This window comes from Frondihabitans sp. OV104 (assembly GCF_057787745.1).
The window spans coordinates 2,267,157-2,290,439 of sequence record NZ_CM173541.1; the positions used below are offsets into that span (position 1 = coordinate 2,267,157).

The 23,283-nt window shown below is 70.9% G+C and carries 21 protein-coding genes; 12 read left to right on the top strand and 9 right to left on the bottom strand.

What is annotated here, in order from left to right; genetic code table 11:
- Positions 1 to 87 precede the first annotated feature (87 nt).
- Genes AC3CBB_RS10755 through AC3CBB_RS10765 form a run of 3 tightly spaced genes read left to right on the top strand, consistent with a single transcriptional unit; the run spans position 88 to position 5,935 of the window.
- Positions 88 to 678, top strand: coding sequence for a 4'-phosphopantetheinyl transferase family protein (locus AC3CBB_RS10755; RefSeq protein ID WP_488624561.1), 591 nt, complete (start codon positions 88 to 90; stop codon positions 676 to 678).
- Positions 675 to 4,640 carry a Pls/PosA family non-ribosomal peptide synthetase gene (locus AC3CBB_RS10760; RefSeq protein WP_488624562.1) on the top strand — a complete coding sequence of 1,322 codons (3,966 nt, stop codon included), beginning with the start codon at positions 675 to 677 and terminating at the stop codon, positions 4,638 to 4,640. Before AC3CBB_RS10755 ends, AC3CBB_RS10760 begins: the two co-directional genes overlap by 4 nt.
- Positions 4,637 to 5,935: a M1 family metallopeptidase gene (locus AC3CBB_RS10765; RefSeq protein WP_488624563.1), complete on the top strand. Its 1,299-nt coding sequence runs from the start codon at positions 4,637 to 4,639 to the stop codon at positions 5,933 to 5,935. The genes AC3CBB_RS10760 and AC3CBB_RS10765 overlap by 4 nt, the downstream gene beginning before the upstream one ends.
- A gap of 450 nt (positions 5,936 to 6,385) precedes the next feature.
- On the opposite strand, the gene AC3CBB_RS10770 is transcribed toward AC3CBB_RS10765, so the two are convergent.
- Positions 6,386 to 6,955, bottom strand: coding sequence for a helix-turn-helix domain-containing protein (locus AC3CBB_RS10770; protein ID WP_123505315.1), 570 nt, complete (start codon positions 6,953 to 6,955; stop codon positions 6,386 to 6,388).
- A gap of 39 nt (positions 6,956 to 6,994) precedes the next feature.
- Here AC3CBB_RS10770 and AC3CBB_RS10775 point away from each other — a divergent pair, with 39 nt between their 5' ends.
- On the top strand, positions 6,995 to 7,540 hold the full coding sequence (locus tag AC3CBB_RS10775) for a GNAT family N-acetyltransferase (protein WP_123505316.1): 546 nt from the start codon (positions 6,995 to 6,997) through the stop codon (positions 7,538 to 7,540).
- A gap of 139 nt (positions 7,541 to 7,679) precedes the next feature.
- Here the strand turns inward: AC3CBB_RS10775 and AC3CBB_RS10780 are convergent, their stop codons facing one another.
- On the bottom strand, positions 7,680 to 9,122 hold the full coding sequence (locus tag AC3CBB_RS10780; RefSeq protein WP_488624564.1) for a DHA2 family efflux MFS transporter permease subunit: 1,443 nt from the start codon (positions 9,120 to 9,122) through the stop codon (positions 7,680 to 7,682).
- 111 nt (positions 9,123 to 9,233) lie between these two features.
- Here AC3CBB_RS10780 and AC3CBB_RS10785 point away from each other — a divergent pair, with 111 nt between their 5' ends.
- On the top strand, positions 9,234 to 9,860 hold the full coding sequence (locus AC3CBB_RS10785) for a TetR/AcrR family transcriptional regulator (RefSeq protein WP_488624565.1): 627 nt from the start codon (positions 9,234 to 9,236) through the stop codon (positions 9,858 to 9,860).
- Between the two features lie 152 nt (positions 9,861 to 10,012).
- A complete protein-coding gene (locus AC3CBB_RS10790; RefSeq protein ID WP_488624566.1) occupies positions 10,013 to 12,193 on the top strand; it encodes a glutamine synthetase III family protein in 2,181 nt (726 codons plus the stop codon).
- A 53-nt stretch (positions 12,194 to 12,246) separates the two neighbouring features.
- Here AC3CBB_RS10790 and AC3CBB_RS10795 read toward each other — a convergent pair whose 3' ends face one another.
- The 5 genes from AC3CBB_RS10795 to AC3CBB_RS10815 are packed head-to-tail and all read right to left on the bottom strand — an operon-like array spanning position 12,247 to position 15,103.
- On the bottom strand, positions 12,247 to 12,864 hold the full coding sequence (locus AC3CBB_RS10795; protein ID WP_488624567.1) for a nucleoside/nucleotide kinase family protein: 618 nt from the start codon (positions 12,862 to 12,864) through the stop codon (positions 12,247 to 12,249).
- 37 nt (positions 12,865 to 12,901) lie between these two features.
- Positions 12,902 to 13,159, bottom strand: coding sequence for a hypothetical protein (locus tag AC3CBB_RS10800; RefSeq protein WP_488624568.1), 258 nt, complete (start codon positions 13,157 to 13,159; stop codon positions 12,902 to 12,904).
- Positions 13,156 to 13,848, bottom strand: a complete 693-nt coding sequence (locus AC3CBB_RS10805; RefSeq protein WP_488624569.1) for a hypothetical protein — start codon at positions 13,846 to 13,848, stop codon at positions 13,156 to 13,158. The genes AC3CBB_RS10800 and AC3CBB_RS10805 overlap by 4 nt, the downstream gene beginning before the upstream one ends.
- 38 nt (positions 13,849 to 13,886) lie before the next feature.
- Positions 13,887 to 14,855, bottom strand: a complete 969-nt coding sequence (locus AC3CBB_RS10810; protein ID WP_488624570.1) for an ATP-binding cassette domain-containing protein — start codon at positions 14,853 to 14,855, stop codon at positions 13,887 to 13,889.
- Positions 14,828 to 15,103, bottom strand: a complete 276-nt coding sequence (locus AC3CBB_RS10815) for a hypothetical protein (RefSeq protein WP_488624571.1) — start codon at positions 15,101 to 15,103, stop codon at positions 14,828 to 14,830. The genes AC3CBB_RS10810 and AC3CBB_RS10815 overlap by 28 nt, the downstream gene beginning before the upstream one ends.
- Before the next feature lie 453 nt (positions 15,104 to 15,556).
- On the opposite strand from AC3CBB_RS10815, the gene AC3CBB_RS10820 reads away from it, so the two are divergent.
- The 4 genes from AC3CBB_RS10820 to AC3CBB_RS10835 all read left to right on the top strand — a co-directional run bounded on the left by AC3CBB_RS10820 (position 15,557) and on the right by AC3CBB_RS10835 (position 19,304).
- Positions 15,557 to 16,246: an endonuclease/exonuclease/phosphatase family protein gene (locus AC3CBB_RS10820; protein WP_123505324.1), complete on the top strand. Its 690-nt coding sequence runs from the start codon at positions 15,557 to 15,559 to the stop codon at positions 16,244 to 16,246.
- Between the two features lie 254 nt (positions 16,247 to 16,500).
- Positions 16,501 to 17,193 (top strand): GntR family transcriptional regulator, encoded by a 693-nt coding sequence (locus tag AC3CBB_RS10825; RefSeq protein ID WP_123505325.1) that lies wholly within the window; start codon positions 16,501 to 16,503, stop codon positions 17,191 to 17,193.
- Positions 17,180 to 17,875 carry a GntR family transcriptional regulator gene (locus AC3CBB_RS10830; RefSeq protein WP_488624572.1) on the top strand — a complete coding sequence of 232 codons (696 nt, stop codon included), beginning with the start codon at positions 17,180 to 17,182 and terminating at the stop codon, positions 17,873 to 17,875. The genes AC3CBB_RS10825 and AC3CBB_RS10830 overlap by 14 nt, the downstream gene beginning before the upstream one ends.
- A gap of 88 nt (positions 17,876 to 17,963) precedes the next feature.
- The gene (locus AC3CBB_RS10835; RefSeq protein WP_488624573.1) at positions 17,964 to 19,304 is read left to right on the top strand and encodes an O-acetylhomoserine aminocarboxypropyltransferase/cysteine synthase family protein; all 1,341 of its coding nucleotides are present in this window, start codon (positions 17,964 to 17,966) and stop codon (positions 19,302 to 19,304) included.
- Between the two features lie 70 nt (positions 19,305 to 19,374).
- On the opposite strand, the gene AC3CBB_RS10840 is transcribed toward AC3CBB_RS10835, so the two are convergent.
- Positions 19,375 to 20,676 carry a glycosyltransferase 87 family protein gene (locus tag AC3CBB_RS10840; protein ID WP_488624574.1) on the bottom strand — a complete coding sequence of 434 codons (1,302 nt, stop codon included), beginning with the start codon at positions 20,674 to 20,676 and terminating at the stop codon, positions 19,375 to 19,377.
- Positions 20,677 to 20,775: 99 nt separating this feature from the next.
- Here AC3CBB_RS10840 and AC3CBB_RS10845 point away from each other — a divergent pair, with 99 nt between their 5' ends.
- Both AC3CBB_RS10845 and AC3CBB_RS10850 read left to right on the top strand, forming a co-directional pair.
- The gene (locus AC3CBB_RS10845) at positions 20,776 to 21,924 is read left to right on the top strand and encodes an inorganic phosphate transporter (protein WP_488624575.1); all 1,149 of its coding nucleotides are present in this window, start codon (positions 20,776 to 20,778) and stop codon (positions 21,922 to 21,924) included.
- Entirely contained in the window at positions 21,924 to 22,205 is a 282-nt protein-coding gene (locus AC3CBB_RS10850; RefSeq protein ID WP_123505330.1) for a hypothetical protein, read from the top strand. The genes AC3CBB_RS10845 and AC3CBB_RS10850 overlap by 1 nt, the downstream gene beginning before the upstream one ends.
- Positions 22,206 to 22,301: 96 nt before the next feature.
- On the opposite strand, the gene AC3CBB_RS10855 is transcribed toward AC3CBB_RS10850, so the two are convergent.
- Positions 22,302 to 23,249, bottom strand: a complete 948-nt coding sequence (locus AC3CBB_RS10855) for a type IV toxin-antitoxin system AbiEi family antitoxin (protein WP_488624576.1) — start codon at positions 23,247 to 23,249, stop codon at positions 22,302 to 22,304.
- Positions 23,250 to 23,283 lie beyond the last annotated feature (34 nt).

Genomic DNA, 23,283 nt, shown 5'->3' on the forward strand with positions numbered 1-23,283 from the left:
CTGTAGGGGCTCTCCGCAGCCAGGCAATCCCTCCCCGGATCGGATCGTCTCGTCCTCCAGGACCACCCGGGCCGCTACCGTCGAGGCATGCCCCACGACGCTCGGGTGTGGATCGTCGACTGCGACGCGCCCATCGACACCGGCTCGCTCGACGCGGGCGAGCGAATGCGGGCTGCGCGGTTCGCAAGCGCCCGCGACGCACGCCGGTACGCGGCAGCGCACGCGGGGCTGCGCGACGTGCTGGGCGAGGCGGCGGGGGTGGCGGGCGGCGGCCTGGAGTTCCTGCGCGCCCCCTGCTTCTCGTGCGGCGAGCGGCACGGCAAGCCCTCCCTCGCCGACGGCCCGCACTTCAGCCTGTCGCGCTCGGGGCGGTGGGCGGCGATCGCGGTCGCAGACGAGCCGGTCGGCGTCGACATCGAGAGGGCGCAGGAACTCGGGGCGGCACCCTCCCTCGCCGACACCCTGCTGGCGGAGGGCGAGGCGTCGTCCGACCTGCTGCGCACCTGGGTGCGCAAAGAGGCGCTCCTGAAGGCGACCGGCGAGGGTCTCACCCGGCCGATGACCACCGTGCGCGCCGACGACGAGCGGATCGTCGACCTCAATCTGGACGGTCCGCTGGTGGGGGCGCTGGCGTTCACCGTCGCGTCGCCGGCGTCCACTAGGGTGCGCAACCGATGAACGACGACTCGCGCCCCGGCCTCCTGCTCGGCTCCGACCGGACTCCGCCCGAGCGCACGCTCGTCGACGTGCTGCGGCAGACGGTGGCGGCGTTCCCCGAGGCCTCCGCGCTGGAGGACGACCAGGGGGCCCTCAGCTACCGCGAGCTCGCCGTGCAGGTGGGCGCGGCGGCGTCCGCGCTCACCGCGGCGGGCGTCGCCCGAGGCGACCGGGTCGGCGTGCGGATGCCTTCAGGCGACCGCTTCCTCTACCTCGCCATCTTGGCCGTGCTCACCGCCGGCGCCGCGTACGTGCCCGTCGACGCCGACGACCCCGAGGAGCGCGCGGCGCTCGTCTTCGGCGAGGCCGGGATCGTCGGCGTCATCGGAGCCGGCGGGGTCTTCGACCCGCGCGGCGGCACCACGCGCGCCGCCTCGATCTTCGCCGGGCCGGCGCCGCACCGCAGCCGCGCCGAGGCTCTGCCCGCAACGGCCCCGCTGCCGGCCGACGACGCCTGGATCATCTTCACCTCGGGCTCGACCGGCACGCCGAAGGGCGTCTCGGCGAGCCACCGCTCGGCCGCCGCGTTCGCCGACGCCGAAGCGCGGAGGTTCCTGAACGCGCCCGGCATCGACCCGCTCGGCCCCGGCGACCGCGTGCTCGCCGGCCTGAGCGTGGCGTTCGACGCGTCGTGCGAGGAGATGTGGCTCGCCTGGCGGAGCGGCGCCTGCCTCGTGCCGGCCCCGCGCTCGCTCGTGCGCACCGGCGCCGACCTCGGGCCGTGGCTGGTGCTGCACGGCATCACCGCCGTCTCGACCGTGCCGACGCTGGCCGGCCTGTGGCCCGCCGAGGCGCTCGAGAGCGTCCGCCTGCTGATCTTCGGCGGCGAGGCGCTGCCGCCCGACATCGTGGACCGGGTCGCCGGCGAGGGCCGCGAGGTCTGGAACACCTACGGCCCCACCGAGGCCACCGTCGTCACGACCGGCGCACTCGTCGTGCCGGGCGAGACCGTCCGCATCGGCCTGCCGCTCGACGGCTGGGACGCCGCTGTGGTCGACGCCGACGGCCGGCCCGTCGCCGAGGGCGAGGTCGGCGAGCTCATCATCGGCGGCGTCGGCCTGGCCCGGTACCTCGACCCGGCGAAGGACGCCGAGAAGTACGCGCCGCACGAGGGCCTCGGCTGGGAGCGCGCCTACCGCTCCGGCGACCTGGTGCGGTTCGAGCGCGAGGGCCTGGTCTTCCAGGGCCGCGCCGACGACCAGGTGAAGGTCGGCGGCCGCCGCATCGAGCTGGGCGAGATCGAGGCGGCGCTGCTGGCGCTGCCCGGCGTGGGCGGCGCAGCGGCGGCCGTCCGGAAGACCGACGCCGGCAACCAGCTCCTCGTCGGCTACCTCGCCGTGGCCGACGCGCAGGCATTCGACCGCGGCTCGGCGCTCGAGCGGCTCCGCGAGGGGCTCCCCGCGGCCCTCGTCCCGCTGCTCGCCCTCGTCGAGGGCGACCTGCCCACCAAGACCAGCGGCAAGATCGACCGCGACGCCCTCCCGTGGCCGCTCCCGGCGACGACCATCGACGGCGCCGCCGCCGGTCTCGGCTCGGACGAGCTGATCCTCGCCGCCGACTGGCAGGCAGTGCTCGGCCTGCCGATCGACGACCGGGACGCCAACTTCTTCGACCTCGGCGGCGGCTCGCTGGCCGCGGCGCAGCTGGTCGCGCGCATCCGCGAGCGCGATCCCGAGTTCACCGTCGCCGAGATCTACTCCCACCCGCGGTTCGGTGCCATGGCGGATGCTCTCGCCGTGCGCGGCGGCGGTCAGGCCGCCCGCGACGACTACCACCGCTCCGAGCCGACGCCGCTGCGGATGCAGTGGCTGCAGACCCTGCTCGGGATCCCCCTGCACATCCTCAGCGGCGTGCGCTGGCTGACCTACGCGCTGACGGCCTCGACGCTGCTCCACTGGGCCGATGGCGACGCGTTCCGCGCTCTGCCGTCCGTCGGCTGGCTGACCCTGGTGATCCTGATCGTGGTGTTCGTGAGCCCGATCGGCCGCATGGCCATCTCGGTCGTCGCCGCGCGCCTGCTGCTGACGGGCGTCGAAGCAGGCGACTACCGGCGCGGGGGCGGCGTGCACCTGCGGCTCTGGCTCGCGGAGCAGGTGGCGCACCAGATCGGCGCCGTCGGGCTCGCGGGCGCGCCGTGGGTGAGCTACTACGCCCGAGCTCTCGGGGCCCGTATCGCCCCCGGCGTCGACCTGCACGCGCTCCCGCCGGTGACGGGCATGCTCCGCGTCGGCCGCGGCGCGTCGATCGAGCCCGAGGTCGATCTGTCGGGCTACTGGATCGACGGCGACGTCGTCCGGATCGGCGCCATCCGGATCGGCGCCGGCTCCACCGTCGGCATGCGCTCGACGCTGCTCCCGGGCACCCGCATCGGCAAGAACTCGTCGGTCGCACCCGGGTCGGCCGTCTTCGGGCGCGTGCCCTCCGGGCAGGAGTGGGCCGGCTCCCCCGCGGCACGCGTCGGGAAGAACCGCACCTGGTGGCCGGCCGATCGCCCCGCGGCCCCGAAGCGCTGGCTGCTCGCGTACGGTCTGTCGTCGGTGGTGCTCGCGCTCCTCCCCGTCGCGGCCCTGGCCGGCGGCGGCGCCGTCCTCGCCCTGGGGGTCGCAGGATCGGGCTCGCTGGGCGAGGTCTTCGCCCGCGCGCTCGCGCTGCTCGTGCCCGCGACGCTCCTGGCCGGCTTCACCGCCGCCGTGCTGGTCGTCGCCTTCGTCCGGCTCCTGGCGCTCGGCGTCGCCGAGGGCACGTTTCCCGTGCGCTCCCGCGCCGGCTGGCAGGTGTGGAGCACCGAGCGGCTGCTCGACCTCGCCCGCACCTTCCTCTTCCCGCTCTACTCGAGCCTGTTCACGCCCGTCTGGCTGCGCCTCCTCGGTGCGGACGTGGGCCGCGACGTCGAGGCGTCGACGGTTCTGCTGCTGCCGTCGATGACCACGATCCGCGACGGCGCGTTCCTCGCCGACGACACCCTGGTCGCCTCGTACGAGCTCGGCGGCGGGTACCTGCGGATCGCGCGGGCCGAGATCGGCCAGCGGGCCTTCCTCGGCAACTCCGGCATGACCGGCCCCGGCCACACCGTGCCCCGCGACGGTCTCGTCGCCGTGCTGTCTTCCGCTCCGAAGAAGTCGAAGGCCGGGTCGTCGTGGCTCGGCTCGCCGGCCGTCCGGCTCCGCCGCACCGTCGCCGCGACCGACGAGGCCCGCACCTTCCGCCCGCCGGCCGGCATCCGCGCGGCGCGCATCCTCTGGGAGCTCGGCCGATTCGTGCCCGTCGTCGTGTCGTGCCTGCTCGGCCTCACACTCCTGTTCGCCCTGATCGCGCTCGTCGACGCCGTGGGCCTCGGCTGGACCATCGCGCTCTCGGGTGCCGTCATGCTCGCCGCGGGCGCGGCCGCGGCGCTCACCGCGACGGCTGCCAAGTGGGCGCTCGTGGGCCGGATCCGCGCCACCGAGAAGCCGCTCTGGTCGAGCTTCGTCTGGCGCAGCGAGGTCGCCGACGTGTTCGTCGAGCTCTGCGCCGCCCCGTGGTTCGCACAGCCCGCCGCCGGGACCCCGGCGCTGGTCTGGTGGCTCCGGTCGCTCGGCGCCTCCATCGGCCGCGGCGTGTGGACCGACAGCTACTGGCTGCCCGAGGCCGACCTCGTACGACTCGGCGACGGCAGCACCGTCAATCGCGGCTGCGTCGTGCAGACGCACCTGTTTCATGATCGAATCATGAGCATGGACACCGTCACCCTCGACGCCGGCTCGACCCTCGGGCCGCACAGCGTCGTCCTCCCCGCCGCCCGCCTCGGCGCCCACGCGACGGTCGGGCCCGCGTCGCTCGTCATGCGCGGCGAGGGCGTCCCCACCGGCAGCCGCTGGTCGGGAAACCCGATCGGCCCCTGGCGCGAGGTCCGCGTCTCCGACTACCGCGCGGCCGCTCAGTGACGGAACGCTCCACCTACCTCCCCGACAGCGGAAACCCCGGCTACCGCACGAGCTCGTACCACCTCGACCTCGTCTACCGGGTCTCGACGAACCGCCTCCAGGGCACCGCGACGATCACGGCCCGCGCGACGGCCGACCTCCGCCGCCTCTCGTTCGACCTCGTGGGGCTCCGCGCCTCGAAGGTCCGCGTCGACGGCACCAAGGCGCGCCTCTCGCAGACTGCCGCGAAGCTCGTGGTGGTGCCGCCCGAGGCGATCGACGCGGGCGAGGAGTTCGTCGTGGTGATCGAATACGCCGGCGCCCCGGCGCCCCGGCGCAGCATCTGGGGAACCGTGGGGTGGGAGGAGCTCACCGACGGCGTCATCGTGGCCGCGCAGCCGAGTGGGGCGCCGACCTGGTTCCCGTGCAACGACGACCCGTCCGACAAGGCGTCGTACGTGATCCGAGTGGCCACCGAGCAGCCCTACGCGGTGGTCTGCAACGGGGTGCTCGCCGAGCGGAGCACGAAGTCGGGTCGCACGACGTGGGAGTACCACCAGCCCGAGCCGACCTCCACCTACCTCGCGACCGTCCAGATCGGCCGCTACGAGATCCTCCCGGTCGACCTCGCGGGCGTCCCCGGAACCCTCGCCGGGCCGCCGGCCCTCCGCTCGCGCATCGGGCACGACTTCGGGCTGCTGCCCGAGATGATGACAGCCTTCACCGAACGCTTCGGCCCGTACCCGTTCGCCGCCTACACGGTCGTCGTCACCGACGACGATCTGGAGATCCCGCTCGAGGCCCAGGGGCTCGCGATCTTCGGGGCGAACCACGCCGACGGCCGCAGCGGGTCGGAGCGCCTGATCGCGCACGAGCTCGCCCACCAGTGGTTCGGCAACAGCGTCGGCGTCGCGAGCTGGGGCGAGATCTGGCTCAACGAGGGCTTCGCCTGCTACGCCGAGTGGCTCTGGTCGGAGTCCTCCGGCGGCCCCTCGGCGGCGCGCCTGGCGGCCTCCGCCCGCGCCCGCCTCGCCGGCCTGCCGCATGACATCGTGGTCGGCGACCCCGGGCCCGACGCCATGTTCGACGACCGCGTGTACAAGCGCGGCGCCGTGACCCTGCAGGCGCTCCGCGCACGCGTCGGCGACGACGTGTTCTTCGACACCCTCCGCACCTGGACGACGCGCCACCATCACGGCGTCGCGACGACGACGGACTTCGTCGCGCTCGCGTCCGAGAAGGCGGGGGCCGACCTCGGCGAGCTGTTCGACGCCTGGCTGTTCGGGCTCGCGGTGCCGGCGCTGCCGCGGGCGTAGCGGGCCGGCTGCGGGCCCGGCTGGCTGGCGGGCGGGCGGTGCTGCGTGGCGACGGTCAGCGGCGCGCTGCGGGTGCGCGCAACTCAGGGAACGCGCGCGGGCCGAGCCGCCGGCGGCGGGCCGCCGCAAGTCCAGGGTGCACGGCGCCTGAGATGCCGACAGCTGGCAGCGCGGCGGCGCGTGGGCGCAACGCCGGAGACGCGGACGGCGGGCTGCCGGAGACGCGGACGGCGGGCTGCCGGAGGCGCGGCCCGACGGCGCTCGGGGTGCGGGCGGTGCGGGGTTCCGCGCCGGGGCGCACGTTCCTGCGCCCCCGCTCGCATTTCAGGGAAGCGCGCACGCACCGCCCGACACGCGGACCCGGGCACGGACGGGCGGGGTCTGGCAGGTGTCGGCGCGCCTCCGGAGACCCGCCCATGCCAGTGCACGCCCGCCGACACGCCCCTGTTGCTAGGCGCCGCGCCGCGCGAGCGCGACGAGGTAGCGGCACGGACCCGCCGACTCGTTGACGTAGGCGCAGGCCACCGGAGTCCCGAGCTGCAGGCAGTCTCCGGCTGCGAGGTGGTGCGTCTCGGCGCCCTCGACGAAGGTGAGCTCGCCGTCGAGCACCCAGATCTGGTGGTGCGTGAACGAGTACGAGTCGGCGGGGTAGTCGACGCGGACCCCGGCGGGGAGCTCGACCTCGACGAGCTCGATCGGGCCGCCGGCGCCGGGCGAGACGGAGCGGCGGTGGTACCCGGTCTCGGGGTCGGTCCACACGGCCTGATCGCCGAACCGCGCCACTCGTCCGCCGGCCCCCGTGCTCTCGGCGCGCGCGATGAGCTCCGAGAGCGTGATGCCCAGGGCTCCTGAGATGCGGCCCAGCAGCGCCGCGGTCGGCTGGACCTCGCCGCGCTCGATCTTGGCGATCATGGCGCGTGAGACACCGGACCGATCGGCGAGGGCGCTGACGCTGAGGTCGCGGCTGTGGCGGGCTCCGGCGAGGGCGGCCGCGAGCGAGTCGGTCAGGTCGTCGGTCATGAATGCCACTATAAGATCTGATCTGGCTACTATGGTGCCATGTCGGACCCCACCGTGCCCGCGCTCCTCGTCCGCGATGCGACTCCCGACGACGCCGCGGCCTGCGCCCGCATCTATGCGCCCTACGTGACCGACACGGCCATCACCTTCGAGAGCGTCGCCCCTACCGCCGACGAGATGGGCCGCCGCATCGCCGAGGCTCAGGTCCGGCACGCCTGGATGACGCTGGAACTGGACCACACCACCGTCGGCTACGCCTACGCGGGCCCGTTCTCCGGCCGCGATGCCTACCGCTGGGCCGCCGAGGTCAGCGTCTACCTCGACTCGGCGCACCGCGGGCGCGGCGGCGGGCGGGCCCTCTACGGCGCGCTCCTGCCCCGGCTGGCCGACCGGGGGTTCCGCATCGCCGCCGCCTGCATGACACTGCCGAACGACGCCAGCCTCGGGCTGCACGAGGCGCTCGGGTTCGAGCGGGTGGCGACGTTCGCCGACATCGGCTGGAAGCTGGGGCGGTGGCACTCGACGGCGTGGCTGCAGAAGCGGCTGGCCCCCGCCGCCGAGGGCGAGCCCGCCGACCTGACCTGACCTGACCGCGCCCCGCCCCCGCCCCGCCCCCGGTGAGGGGTCGCTGCTTGTCGAAGACGCCTGTCGGCGGGAGCAACCAGCGACTCCTCACCGGACAGAGGGAGGGCGGGGCGGGGCGGGCAGGGCGGGCAGGGCGGGACTAGGGGGCGACGACGAGGTCGGGGACGGCGGGCAGGTCGGCGGGGGTGTCCGCGTTCCTGCGCACGATGCCCGAGGGCAGGAAGGCCGCCAGCACGGCCGAGCCGAGCAGCACGCTCGCCCCGACGACGACCGCCGGGACGGCCGCCGACACGTAGCCGGTCGGCGTCAGCTGCCCGCCGGCGCCGGTGAACACGGCGGTCAGGACGGCGATGCCGAGCGCGACGCCGATCTCGCGCAGCGTCGAGTTCGTGCCGGACGCCTTCGCGTGATCGTCGGGCGCCATGTTCGTCAGGACCGCCGTCGAGATCGGCGCGAAGACGGCACCCATGCCGACGCCGGCGAGCAGGAAGCCGGGGAGCAGCGTCAGGTAGCCGACGTCGGCGCTCATGGTGAGGGCGATCTCGAAGAGCCCGGCGCTCAGGAGCGCGAGGCCGGAGACGATGAGGATGCGGGTACCGACCCGCGGGGCGATCAGGCCGGTGAGCGGGGCGACGATCATGGGTGCGAGGGTCCACGGCATGGTCGCGACTCCGGCCTCGAGCGGGGTCTTGCCCTGCACCACCTGCAGGAACTGGATCAGGATGAACACCGCGCCGAAGGAGCCGAAGCTGAAGCTCATAGCCACGAAGTTCGCGAGGGTGAAGCTGCGGTCGCGGAACAGGCGGAGCGGCAGGAGCGGCGTCGGGTTGCGGCTCTCCCAGATCAGGAAGGCCGCGAGCAGAGCGCCGCCGCCGATCAGGGAGCCGAGCACCTCGAAGCTCGACCAGCCCGCATCGTTGCCGCGGACGATGCCGAAGACCGCGCCGAGGACGCCGAGCCCGGCGAGCAGGACGCCCACGATGTCGGCACGGACGCGCAGGCCGAAGGTGTTGGGCAGGGCGTAGAGCGCGAGCGGCACGGCGATGATGCCGATCGGCACGTTGAGCCAGAAGATCGACTCCCAGCTCCAGCCCTCGACGACTGCGCCGCCGATCAGGGGGCCGAGCGCGACGCCGAGTCCGGAGACGCCGCCCCAGATGCCGATAGCCATCGGCCGGAGGCGGACTGAGACCGCGCCGACGAGCAGGGTCAGCGAGAGCGGCATGACGGCCGCCGCGCCGGCGCCCTCGAGTGCGCGGGCCGCGATCAGCGCCCCGGACGAGGTGCTCATCGCGGCGAGCGCCGACGCGACCGTGAAGACGACGATGCCGCCGACGAAGAGGCGGCGACGTCCGAACCGGTCGCCGAGACTGACGGCCAGGAGCATGAGCGCCGCGAACGAGAGCGTGTAGGCGTTGGTCACCCACTGGAGGTCTTCGACGGTGGAGCCGAGCTCTTCGTGGATGACCGGGAGAGCGCTGGTGACGACGAGGTTGTCGAGGGTCGCCATGAACATCGGCAGGGAGGCGGCGACCATGGCCAGCCAGACGGGAATCCGGCGTGTGCTCGTTCGTGCGGACACGAGTGCTCCTTCAGGACTGTTCTTACGAGACACGACTGGTCTCGCAGGAATGGGATGGTTGTAATCGAATGATTACTAAAACCGTAGTAATCGAATGATAACCTGTCAAGCATGGCTACCAAATCGGCTCCGGATACCCGCATGACCTCCGCGGAGCGCCGCGAGCAGATCATCCAGGCGGCGACGAGCGTGTTCGGCGACCGCGGCTACCACGGCACGACGACCGACCAGGTCGCGAAGGCCGCCGGAATCAGCCAGCCCTACGTCGTGCGCATGTTCGGCACCAAGGAGGCGCTGTTCCTCGAAGTCATCAACGCGGCGCTGGCGATGCTGCTCGTGAGCTTCCGCGAGCAGCTCGCGGAGCACCGCAGCTCGGGCGAGCCCGCCGAGGCGCTGGTCCCGAAGCTCGGCAACGCGTTCATCGACCTGGTGAAGACCAGGGGCCTGCACCGCTCGCTCATGCAGGGCTTCGTGTCGGGCGGCGACCCCGTCATCGGCGTCGCGGCACGCCGGGGCTTCCTCGAGGTGTACGCGTTCCTGCGCGACGAGGCCGGCTTCGCCCCCGAGGAGGTCCAGACCTTCCTGTCGTACGGGATGCTCACGAGCGTGCTGCTCTGCATCGAGATGCCGTCGCTGTTCGGACGCGACTCCGACGCCACCGAGCTGGCCTGCGCCGCCTTCGGCCACAAGCTCGACATCGTTCTCGAGACGATGGGGCCGGACGCCGCGACCGCGTGAGCATGCCGCCGCCAGCCCGTAGCCAAACGTCACGCGTCCGAAACATCCGAGAAAGCCTCGTTCCCTAGATTTGGCCCGACGGGTCGTTCCGCAGCAGGATCCCCGACGTCGAACGGCACGCCGCCGCCCGAGCCCGAATCTCAGGAGAAGCCATGACCGGAAACGCCGCCCGCCTGCAAGCCATCAAGGACGTCGAGGCGTACGTGCCTCCGGCCGTGAGCTTCTCGCTCGACGAGGCTCCGGGAGCGATCTTCGGCGAGAACGTCTTCAACCGGGTCGTCATGCAGAAGCGCCTCCCGAAGTCGGTCTACAAGTCGGTCGTCGCGACCATCGAGCACGGCGCGACGCTCGACCCGGCGGTCGCCGACGCCGTCGCGTCCGCGATGAAGGACTGGGCCCTGGAGAAAGGCGCCACGCACTACGCCCACGTGTTCTACCCGCTGACCGGCCTCACCGCCGAGAAGCACGACAGCTTCTTGGAGCCCGTCGGCGACGGCACCGCCCTCGCCGAGTTCGCCGGCAAGACGCTGGTGCAGGGCGAGCCCGACGCGTCCAGCTTCCCCAACGGCGGCCTCCGCAACACCTTCGAGGCCCGCGGCTACACCGGCTGGGACGTCACCAGCCCCGCCTACGTGCTCGAGAACCCGAACGGCAACACGCTCTGCATCCCCACGGTGTTCGTGTCGATGACCGGCGAGGCGCTCGACCACAAGACGCCGCTCCTGCGCTCGCAGCAGGCGATGGGCGAGCACGCCGAGCGAGTGCTCCGGCTCTTCGGCCACGACGACGTGAACCACGTCGTGTCGTTCTGCGGTCCTGAGCAGGAGTACTTCCTCGTCGACCGCCACTTCTTCCTCGCGCGGCCCGACCTGATGAACGCCGGGCGCACCCTCTTCGGCGCGAAGCCGCCCAAGGGCCAGGAGTTCGACGACCACTACTTCGGCGCCATCCCCGAGCGCGTGCTCGGCTTCATGATGGACACCGAGCGCGAGCTGTTCAAGCTCGGCATCCCGGCGAAGACGCGCCACAACGAGGTGGCGCCCGGCCAGTTCGAGATCGCGCCGATGTTCGAGCGAGGCAACATCGCGGCCGACCACCAGCAGCTCCTGATGACGACGTTCAAGTCGATCGCGAAGAAGCACGGCATGGAGTGCCTGTTTCACGAGAAGCCGTTCGCGGGCGTGAACGGCTCGGGCAAGCACGTCAACTTCTCGCTCGGCAACAGCGAGCTCGGCAGCCTGTTCGTTCCCGGCGACAACCCCCACGACAACGCGCAGTTCCTGGTCTTCTGCGCTGCCGTGATCCGGGCCGTGCACCTCTACGGGGGCCTGCTGCGCGCGTCGGTCGCGTCAGCCAGCAACGACCACCGTCTCGGCGCGAACGAGGCTCCCCCGGCCATCATCTCGATCTTCCTCGGCGACCAGCTCGCCGACATCTTCGAGCAGATCGCGCGGGGCCCGGCCACGTCGTCGAAGGGCCGCGGCACGATGACCATCGGCGTCGACACGCTGCCCGTCCTGCCGACCGATCCGGGCGACCGCAACCGCACGAGCCCCTTCGCCTTCACGGGCAACCGCTTCGAGTTCCGCGCTCCCGGCTCGCTCCAGACGGTGGCGGCCCCGATGGTGACGATCAACACGATCATGGCCGACTCGCTCGACTACGTCGCGACGACGCTCGAGGCGGCCGTCGCCGAGGGCGTCGACTTCGACTCCGCCGTGCAGACGCTCCTGACCGAGATCATCACCGAGCACGGCGCCGTCGTCTTCAACGGCAACGGCTATGTCGACGAGTGGCCGATCGAGGCCGAGAAGCGCGGGCTCAAGAACCTCAAGACCACGCTCGACGCCCTTCCTGAGCTGATCACCGACGAGGCGCTCGCCCTCTTCGAGAAGTACGGCGTCTTCACCCATCGCGAGATGCACAGCCGCTACGAGATCGGCCTCGAGCAGTACGTCCTGGCCATCGGCGTCGAGGCGCGGCTCACTCAGGAGATCGGCCAGACGGTGATCCTCCCCGCGGCCGTGCGCCACCAGACCGAGATCGCGACCAACATCGCCGCTCTCAAGGCGGCGGGCATGACCGACGTCGATCTGGCTCCGCTCGACGGCATCAGCGCGCCCTCCGCGGCGCTCCGCTCGGCCCTCGCGACGCTCGGCGACGCGCTGACTGCCGACGCCGGCCACGACGCCCTCGCCGAGGCCGAGCACGCCCGCGACGCTCTGCTGCCGGCGATGCTGGCGGTCCGGGGCGCAGCCGACGAGCTCGAGACCATCGTGGCCGACGACCTCTGGCCGCTTCCGACGTACCAGGAGCTCCTCTTCGTCCTCTAGCGCCGCGGCAGGCGGGCGCAGGAACTCCCGGCGCCGGCCCACCCCGCCTCCGCCTAGTCGACCGAGACGACGAGGTCGGCCAGCTCGCGCGACATCCGCACGACGAGGGCGTTCTCCTCGTCGGGCCCCGTCGCCCAGGCCCGCGCCGCCTCGGGCGTCTTGCCGAACCGCTCGTGCCGCTCGATCAGGCGCGAGAGCCGGAGGTCGCGAGGCGTGTCGACGAACCACACCTCGTCGAACTCGGCGTGGACCAGAGGCCACGGGTCGTCGTCGCCGAGCAGGTAGTTGCCCTCGCTGATGACGATCGGCACGTCGCCCGGGATGGCGATCGCCGAGCCGATGCTCTCCTCCACGTCGCGCGTGTACATCGGCGCGTAGACCACGGGCTCGTCCGCCGTGCGAAGGCGTCGCAGCAGGGCGAGGTACCCCCAGGCGTCGAACGTCTCGGGCGCGCCCTTGCGCTCGGCGAGATCGAGGCGGCCGAGCTCGGCATTGGCCAGATGGAAGCCGTCCATCGGCGCGACGGCGGCGTCGCCCAGCGACTCGGCGAGGCGGGTCGCCAGCGTCGACTTGCCCGAGCCGGGCTCCCCCGCGATCCCGATCATGAGCCGTCGGCCGGCGTGCTTCAGCTGGAGGTGTCGGACGCGCTGGACGAGGTCGGCGATCGGCATGCGACCAGTCTGCCCGGTGCCCCTTGCCGCCGGCCCGTCACGCCCGCCCGAGTGCGACCACGACTATGACCGCGATCATCGGGACCATGACGAGGAAGGCGATCGGCGGCGCCTTCCGGTCGACGATGCTCTTGCCCTTCGTGATCAGAAGGAGCGCCATCACCATCGGCATGAGCGACAGCTTCGCCTCGTGGAGGAAGAGCACCAGGCTGACTGCGGTCAGAGCGACCGCCAGGACCGACCGAGCCACGACGAGGTCGAGAAAGCGGCGCGGCGGCTCCCTGTCGCCTGTCATCGGACCTCCCTCCTGTCCTGCCTCACCGCTCCGAGAAGGAGCGGAAGGCAGACCCACACCACGAGCGATGTGAGCGCGGGACCAACGCCTGTCAACTCATCCGTCGGTGAGAGCCACGTCCATTGCGGCTCGGTCAGCCACAGACTGAATCCCAGACTCGAGAACCACTCCCCGACGACGGGGAGCCGGGGTGTCACGGCGATGTCATACGCGATGGGGACGACCATCGTGACGACGATCGCGAGAGGCGTATTGAGGAGCAACGAGCCCATCGCCACTCCAGAGAGTGCCGCCGCGAGCGAGAATGCGAACACCGACCAGATCGAGACGCGCAGGGCAGGCACGTCGAAGACAGTCCAATCGCCCCAGTGGAGCACGAGGAAAGCCGAGACCGAGAGCACGGTGATGGCGAAGGCTGTAGCGAGTACGAGCGCGATTGCTGCGAGAACCCTGGCGCCGAGCACAGTCTGTCGGTGCGGGACCAGCGCGTAGGTGGTCAGCGCTGACCGGTGGGTCCAGTCACCAGTAGTCGCCAAGACTGCGACGATCGGCAGTAGCAACGGCAGAGGGAGCGATGCCGACCCGACGAACTCGCTGAGTCGAGCGCCACCCTGCGAGGCGAGAAGCGCCGCGCCAACCCCCAGCGCGACCATGACAGCGAGGAGCACCCGGGATGCGCGGGTGTCCACGGAGCGCCGAAACTCGACCTGGAAGCATCGAAGGAAAGTCATCGCCCACCGCCCCTGACGAAATCGAGTAGCCGCTCGCCGCCTAGACCCGCGTATTCACCATGCGTGGCGGCGAGGAAGGCCTCCTCGAGGGATGATTCGTGCGGCGCAAGGTGTCCGAGGAGGATCCCCCGCTCGAAGGCAACTCGACCGACGTCGAAAGCATCGCCTTCGACGCTCAGTCCTCCGTTTTCTGCGATTGACACAGCAAAGCCAGCACGGCTGAGGGTCTCGTGAAGGAGAACGTCGTCGGACGAGCGGACGAGGATCGAAGCCGGGTTAGTAGTTGTCCCTACTCCGACTGCCGAGAGCCGCCCCCGGTCGATGACCACAATCGAATCTGCTGCAGCGGCGACTTCCGAAAGCTGATGGCTGGACACCACGACGGTTCCTCCGTGGTCCGCGAAGCCCCGGAGGAACTGCCGCAACCACTGGATCCCCTCCGGATCGAGTCCGTTGGCTGGCTCGTCGAGAATGAGAAAGCGGGGTGCCCCGAGGACGGCGATTGCGATCCCCAAGCGCTGGCGCATCCCGAGGGAAAGGGCCCCCACCCGCTTCTTGGCCACCGACTCGACGCCGACCGCTTCAAGACAAGCCAGCACGCGCTTCCGTGTGACGCCGATCATCAGGCCCGCGAGATACGCGGTCTCGACGACACTTCGGCCAGGATGCTGCGCCGCAGCATCGAGGAGAACGCCTACGGTCCGCCCAGGTGATCGAAGCGCCGGGAACGGCGCGCCATCGAATAGAGCGCGGCCGGAGTCCGGTCGGGCGTGCCCGATCATCATCCTGAGCGTCGTCGATTTACCTGATCCGTTTGGGCCGACGAACCCGGCCACGGTCCCGGTCGGCACCGTGAATGAGATACCTTCGACGACCGTCTTCGATCCATACGACTTCGTCAGTTGATCGACGATGAGCCCGCCATTCCTAGCATGCATCAGTGGAACCAGCTCCAGATTTCCCATCCTGACACCAGGACGCTGAGTGCATTGGCGAGCTTCACGAGCGGCTTCCAGACGTTGGTGTTGAACCACGCCCAAGCCTTCTTGACACCCGCGGCAAATTTCGACCACCATCCGGGTATCTTCTTGATGATCTTCACCGCTGCATCAATAAGGGGCTTGATGCTGGCTCGTGAATCGCTAGGGCGGTCGGAGGGGCCGACCGGACTCACCGGCTCGTGGACGGACCCACCAATGGTGAGCGGGATCACCGCTCCAGATGCGGCTACGGACGAGGAGGGGAAAGACCCGCCGACAGGTCCAGCGGCAACGGCCGCCAGCGGTGCCGGAGCGGCCGAAGCCGCAGCAGAGAAACCTGCGACGCCAACAGCGGAGAGAGCGAGAGTGGCAACGATTCTGTGGCGCAACTTCCAGGTCGTTCGATTAGTTTTCATGGCATTCTTCCCATCTCGGTAGCCGGCGCTTCCGGCTATCGATAGCTCGCGTCAGTTGGCGCTGGTGCGAGCCGAGGCGGGGCCCTCTGGGTCCCGCCTATGCAGTATTTCGAGTGTGTGCACCACATGTCAATGGCGAAATCCAGCCACTGCTCGGACCAAGCGGAGCGAGCGTCCACGCCGAACCGTTCCTATGAGATCCGTGACGTTCCGATGAACTCCGGAGCGTTCCTGAACGCGCAGCACCGTCGCAAGCGAGAGAATGCAGATATGGAACCCGATCTGAGAATCGTCAGCTACAACCTTCGCGAGCACCTCGCGATCGGGGAGCTGACCGACCTCGTCGAGGCTCACCGAATGGACGTCCTGTGCCTGCAGGAGTGCGACAGCACCGACATCCCCGACCAGATCCTGGGACTGAAGCTGGCGGCCTCGACGAAGACCAACCGCCTGGGGCTCGCGCTCTACTACCGCGAGGACCGCTTCGAGCTGCTCGGCACGAGTCTCTTCGCGCTGATGAAGTCGATGCACGACCGCGTGATGGCCCCGGCCCACGAGCGGCTCCTCGCCGCGCGGCTGAAAGACCTCGTGACCGGCGAGGAGCTCGTCGTGGCCGACTTCCACGCCGCTCCGCTGACCGCCTCGAACGGTCTGCGCCGCCGCCAGATCGGCCTGGCGCACGAGAAGCTCAAGGAGCTCGCCGGCGGCGTCCCGACCGTGATGGTCGGCGACTTCAACTACCCGTGGTTCCGCCAGGGGCTGCGCAAGCACCTCCTGAAGACGGGCTACGAGCTCTCCATCACCGAGGAGCCCACGTACTCCCGCTCGGGCTTCAGCGGGCACTTCGACTTCGCGACCACGATGGGGATGAAGATCGCCAGCGTCCTGTCGCTCCCCCAGGGCAAGTCGGACCATCGTCCGATCCTGCTGCTGGCGAGCGTGGCGGCTGTCGCAATCTGATGTCACGTACTCGAAACATTCTCGGCAGAATGTTTTCTTCCGTGTTGCTCGACTCGGAGTGATCTGATTAGTATCTTGACTACGCCACTGATCCGGCGGTGGCGGGAGCTCTTTTATTCGGGTAAGAGGCTCCCGCCCTTCTCTTCTTCTATGTCACGTCGGTAACGGTCGCGCGGCTCCGCGTGTACTGTTCAGCAGGCTCACGGCCCGCCCGCTGTCTCCGCCGGTCGGGGTACACGCACGAAGGACGGTGAATGGCTGACGACAGGATCGCGCGCACCCTTCTGCGCGAGACCGTCCTGACCGAGCTCACCCACGCCATCCTCGACGGCCGTCTCCCACCGGGCCACCGCCTCCGAGACGACGACCTGATCGCCTGGCTCGGCACCAGCCGGGCCCCGATCCGCGAGGCGCTCGCCCAACTGGCCGACATCGGACTGGTCGAGATGGCTCCCAACCGCTTCACCAAGGTCGCGCACGTGTCGCCGCGCACCTACGCCGAGTCGGCGGCCGTCTGGGCCGCCCTGGTCACTCGCGCAATGCACTGGGGCATCCTGCGGTTTCCCGGCGAGCAGCTTCCTCTTCTCGAGGCGCTCAACGACGAGCTCCGCGCCGCGCCGGCCAGCGAGTGGCCACCCGGACCTTCGCCGATCGACCGGTTCGTGGCATGCGTGGTCATGCACTGCGACAACACGGTCCTGATCGAGAGCATCCAGGTGCACGCGCCCCTTCTGACCCTCGGCGTGAACAGCTTCAAGGACCACCTCGACACGACGCCGGTGCGCGGCTACTTCGACATCGTCATCCGGCGCTGCCGCGAGCACGACGCCGACGGCTTCGAGGCCGAGATGCGCGCGTTCCTCGACGGCACGATGAGCCACTTCATCGACCGGGTCACCGGCGACGAGCTCCGCCCCTACCGAAAGGCGTCCGGTGCCGGTTCCTGAGCGTGAGGCCCTCATCGTCCCGAACCGGCGGCTCCTCACCGACGACGTCTTCGACCGGCTCAGCGACGACATCATCCGAGGCCGCCTCGAGCCCGGACAGCGCGTGCACGACGTGGCGCTCGCCGGCGAGCTGGGCCTGTCGCGGGCCACGGTCCGGACGGCGATCCTGCGCCTGACCCATATCGGCCTGGTCGAGTCGGTGCCCAATCTCTACACGCGAGTGGCCCCGCTGTCGCTGCGGTACTACCTCGAGGCCGACGACACCGCTCGCGCTCTCTACCTGATGGCCGTGCGCTACGGCACCCCGCTGCTGACAGACCCGCAGATCGCCGGCATGCAGGCGTGGGTGGCATCGCTCGCCGGGCGCGACGAGGTCGACACCGAGTCGATCTTCACGGGTGCGGCGACGGCGGGCCTCTTCCAGCCCTTCGTCGACAGCCTGGACAACGCCCCGCTCGAGCGCACGCTGGCTCGGCTCCGGCCCCACCTCCTCCGCGTGCTCGGCCAGTTCGGGCACCTCGTTCCGCGCGAGGTGACCAACCCTGCGCTGAATGACGCCATCGCGTGCGCCGCGCAGCACGACGTCGAGGGCACTGTCGCCGCCTTCCATCGGTACTACGACGAGGGCATGGCGGTCTTCCACGAGCGGCTCGCGCGCGAGCCCGCGTTCGTGCACGGCTGACTATGTGTACGCGTGTGACGAACAGCCCCGGGTTTCCCACGCGCCTCGGCTAGCCTGCTCAGACCAACCCCGCGAAAGGCCCTGCCGCATGTCCAGCTCGTCGTACGACTTCGATACCCGCCAGATCCATGCGGGGACGAACCTCGACAGCGACCACGGTGCGCGCCTGACGCCCATGTACCAGTCGGCCGGCTTCGTCTTCGACTCGTTCGCCGACGGGCAGGGCCGCTTCGACGGCACGATCCCCGGCGCCGCCTACGCGCGCACCGACAACCCCACGAACGCCGCCGTCGCCCGCCGTCTCGCCGACCTCGAGGGCGGGGCCGCCGCGCTCCTGACCGCCAGCGGCACGGCGGCGATCGCCCTCACGTTCAACGCCCTCGCCGTCTCGGGCGACCACATCCTCGCCACCGACAGCCTCTACGAGGGCTCGCGCACGCTGTTCGCGCGCAGCTTCGGCCGCCAGGGCGTCGAGGTGGAGCTGATCCCCGCCGACGCGCCCGACGAGGTGTGGGCCGCGGCGATCCGCCCGACCACGAAGGCCCTCTTCACCGAGACGATCCCGAACCCCAAGAACGACGTCGTCGACCTGGCCCGCCTCGCCCGCATCGCCCACGAGGGCGGCTTCCCGCTGATCGTCGACAACACCGTGGCGACGCCGTACCTGGCCCGACCCATCGAGCACGGCGCCGACCTCGTGATCCACTCGACCTCCAAGTGGCTCTCGGGTCACGGCGCCGTCCTGGGCGGAGTTGTCATCGACGCAGGAACGTTCGACTGGTCCGCCCACACCGACCGCTTCCCGAACATCGCGTCGCCCGGCCCGACCGGCGTGCCGTCGTTCGTCGAGCGCTTCGGGCCCCTCGCCTTCCTCACCTACCTCCGGAGCGTGACGGCCCTCGACTACGGCCCCACGCTGCCGCCGACCAGCGCGTTCATGCTCCTCCAGGGCATCGAGACGCTGTCGCTGCGCATGGACCGCCACGTGGCGAACGCCCTGGCGCTGGCCCAGTGGCTCGAGCACCGCGACGAGGTGACGGGCGTCGACTACCCGGGCCTCGTCGGCAACGAGTACTACGCCCGAGCGCAGAAGTACCTGCCGAAGGGAGCCGGGGCCGTCGTCACGTTCGAGCTGGCCGGCGGGCTCGAGGCATCGAAGGCGTTCATCGACTCGCTCGAGCTGATCAGCAAGATGACCCACCTCGGCGACGTGCGCACGCTGGCTATCCACACCGGCTCGACGATCCACGGCCACCTGACCGAGGAGGAGCGCCTGTCGCGCGGCATCACGCCCGGCACGGTGCGGCTGTCGGTCGGGCTGGAGAGCGTGCGCGACCTGCTGCGCGACCTGGAGCGGGCGCTCGACGCTGCCGGGGCCGCGACCGGGCCGGCGCTGTCGGACGCTGAGCGGGAGCACGCTGCCGCCTAGTTCTTGCGGAACAGCGTTCCTGCGGAACAGCGTTCCTGCGGAACAGCGTTCCTGCGCCCGCTCCAGACTCCTAGTAGCTGGTGCTGCGCATCGGCGAGCCCATCGGACGCGTCCCGAGCGGGACCGCCGGCCGCACGAACGCGGCGCGCACCAGCTTGACGACAGACCAGGCGAGCACCACGACGAGCATGACGTTGCGGGCGCCGAGCACGATGAGCGCGATCGGCGCGAGGTCGAGCAGCGGGATGTAGAGCACCGGGTAGACCAGCGTCGTGAGCCCGGCGACGACGAGGGCGAGGATGGCCGGGGTCTTCCAGTCCGGCGGGCGGAGCACCAGGCCGACCACGACGATCGGCGTGAGCCACAGGACGTACTGCGGCGACCCGACCTTGTTGAAGACGATGAAGGCCGACGCGAGCGCCAGCGCGCCGACGAGCACGAGGTCGACCTCACGGCCCAGGGCGTGCGGCAGCGTCGACAGGCGGCGGGTCGCCACGGCGAGCACCACGATCAGGGCCGCCATCACGATGAACATCACGGCCGTGGCGTGCGAGACGAGCCACTGGTCGCCGGGGCCGGTGACCTCCTCGGTGAGCAGGACGCGGTTGTGGATCAGGTGCGCCCCGGGCACTCGGGCGAGCGACATCCAGAGCCACGGCGTCGCCAGCGGCGCCTCGACCTGAAGGGCGCGCCCGTTCTGCTGGGTGACGAAGCTGTCGAGGTGGGCGCCCCCGCCGCCGATCAGCACGATGGACGAGACGAGGAGAGAGACGGCAGCGCCGGTGATCAGGACGATCCAGCGGCGGCTCGTCGCGACGACGGCCGAGGCGATGACCGCGGCCGGCCACACCTTGATCCAGGTCGCCGCCGCGAGCAGGAAGCCGGCGACCCACGGGCGCGAGCCGAGGAACAGCATGCCGACGACGACGATCGGCGCCGTGAAGCCCTCGAGGCGGAGCAGGTCGACTGCGGCCAGGACGGCGATCGTCAGCACCCAGAACCCGGGCGCCCACTGCGAGCGCACGAAGCGGCCGCGGCGGATCAGCGCCTGCAGCGCGATCCCGTTCGCGACGCCGACGAGCACCACCCAGACGACCGTGTAGAGGCCGGCGCCGAGCACGCGCGAGCCGACGATCGGCAGCAGGGCGCCCGCCGGGTACACCCAGTCGGTGGCGAAGACCGGCCACTGGCCGCGGTCGACGGCGTCGGAGGCCCACTTCGCGTAGACCGGGAGATCGCCGCCGAGCTCGCCGCTCAGGATGTACGGGATGCTCAGGATCAAGACGACGACGTGCACGAGCACGAGACCCGACCAGAGCACCCGAGCGTCCTGCGCCCACTTCGAGAGGGAGGCGAGGGGACGAGCTGGCACCCTTCGAGCATAGACACTCCCGGGCGCACCCTCGTCCGCCCCGGTTCATCCTGCGTTCACGATCCGGGCCTACGGTCGCGCCAACGAAAGGGGTTCTCCATGGACGTGCTCTTCACTGTGATACTCGTCATAGTCGTCGCCCTCGTGTTCGACTTCACGAACGGCTTCCACGACACCGCGAACGCCATGGCGACCTCGGTCGCCACCGGCGCCCTCAAGCCGCGGACCGCCGTGCTCATCTCGGCCGTCCTGAACCTCGTCGGCGCGTTCCTGTCGACCGAGGTCGCCAAGACCGTCTCGAACGGCATCATCAAAGAGGGTCCGGGCGGCATAGAGATCACCCCGGTCATGATCTTCGCCGGCCTCGTGGGCGCCGTCCTCTGGAACCTCACCACCTGGTACCTCGGCCTCCCCTCGTCGTCGACGCACGCACTGTTCGGCGGCCTGATCGGCGCGGCCGTCATCGGCGCCGGCGTCGGATCAGTCGACTTCGGCGTCGTCCTGACCAAGATCGTCGTGCCGGCCCTCGCCTCGCCGCTCGTGGCCGGCTCGGTCGCGCTGCTCGCGACCTTCGCCGCCTACCGGATGACGCACAACGCCCGGGCCCGCGGCTCGGAGCGCGGCTTCCGGCACGCGCAGACGGTGAGCGCCTCCCTCGTCTCGCTCGCGCACGGCACCAACGACGCCCAGAAGACGATGGGCGTGATCACCCTGACGCTCATCGCCGCGGGGTACCAGGGCGCAGGAACGGGCCCGGCGCTCTGGGTGATCCTCGCCTGCGGGCTCGCAATCGGACTCGGCACCTACGTCGGAGGCTGGCGCATCATGAAGACCGTCGGCAAGAACATCACCGACGTGCAGTCCCCGCAGGGCTTCGCGGCCGAGACCGCGTCGGCAGCGACCATCCTGATCTCGTCGCACCTCGGCTTCGCGCTCTCGACCACCCAGGTCACGTCGGGCTCGGTCATCGGCGCCGGCCTCGGCAAGCGCCTCGCCATCGTCCACTGGGGCGTCGTCGGCAGGATCGCCACCGGCTGGGTCATCACCCTCCCGGCGGCCGCGCTCGTCGGCGGCGTCGCCGCGTGGGTGGCGTCGACCAGCACCATCGGCCTCGTCGTCGTCGCGGTCCTCGCCCTCGGCGCCGGCGTGACGTTCTCCGTGCTCGCCAAGCGCAAGCCCATCTCGGCGCATGATGTCGCCGGCACGTCGGCCGACGCGCCGGAGCTCGAGACGGAAGGAGTCCGCTGATGTTCCTCGGAGTCGACTGGGGCGCGTTCGTCGTCGTCTTCCTGGTGGCGCTGGCCGCCACCGCCGTCGTGGTGCTGTTCTTCTCGGCGGGCCTGCGCCTGCTGGCGAACGGCGAGCTCGAGACCGGCGCCGTCGATGCGAACGGCTTCCCGGTCGGCGAGGGCAGCACGCCCGTGACCGATCGCTCGCCGACGCGCACCGCCGGCGGCTGGGCGTGCATCGGGGTCGGCGGCCTGGCCGTGCTCTACGCGCTGTACCTGATCATCCCGCAGTTCCACTAGCCCCCGCGCGGCACCTGCGCCCGCCTCCCGCCTTTCGCCCACGATCCCGACATCAGCGCCCACGATCGCGACATGGCACCAGGATTCCTGGTGGTGTCATGTCGCGATCGTGGGCCTCGGCCGACCGAACGGGAGGCCCTCCGCTGCAAGGGCCGACCTCAGCCGGATCGGCTGCAGGAGGTCGCGCCACTCCGAACGGACGACCGTGTGCACGCGAGGGTGCGCGAGCAGGCGGCGTTCCCGCTTTCGCTCGTCGAGGGCGATCTGCGCCGGTGTCCGTCCGTTCGCGTACCGCGGGTTCGTGTACTTGTGATCGCCGTCGAACTCGAGGGCTATCCCGAATTCCTCCCACCAGAGGTCGACGAAGCCGATCAGGCCGTCCGCGTCGTCGAACGGCTCCTGCAACGAGGGCTGCGGAGCGCCGAGCTCGAACAGGCGGAGCCTCGCAAGGGACTCTCCTGCCGAGCCCGCCTTGGGCGAGCCGAACTCGATGAGGCGGCAGGCGGAGGCGCGGCGACGGGCCGTCGGACGATCGGCGAGCAGTCTCACCAGGTCGTCGTGGGTCACGATGCCGCCGGCGAGAGCCGCGTCGACCATCGCGAGACCGTCCGCGAAGAGGCAGGTCAGCGCGACGTCGACGCAGGTGCGGGCCAGCGTGGTGACCTGCACCCCGTCGACCACCTCGATCTCGAGGTCTGAGAGCGGACCCGCGTGCTTGACCACGCCGGCCCAGCGCTGCCCCCGCTCGCGCTCCGGATCGGTCACGTGCACCGGCTTCGGCGTGCCCGAGAGGAAGGGCAGACCGTGAACGGCCGCGGCCGACTCATGCGAGAACACGAGCCTCGACAGCAGCGAGGTCGAGGCGGCCTGCACCTGCAGCACGTGCTTCTGCTCGGGAAGGAGACCCGCCCAGTCGGCGGCGCGCACGTAGACGCCCGGATGCACGCGGATCAGCCGGCCCTCGGCGGCCGCGCGCTCCAGGCGTCGGGCCTGGAGGGAGGTGGAGGAGCGGAGCAGGTGCGGGAGGGCGGGGAGCGGAGGCACTCGACCAGGGTGGCCCGGCGGCGGCGGGGAGATC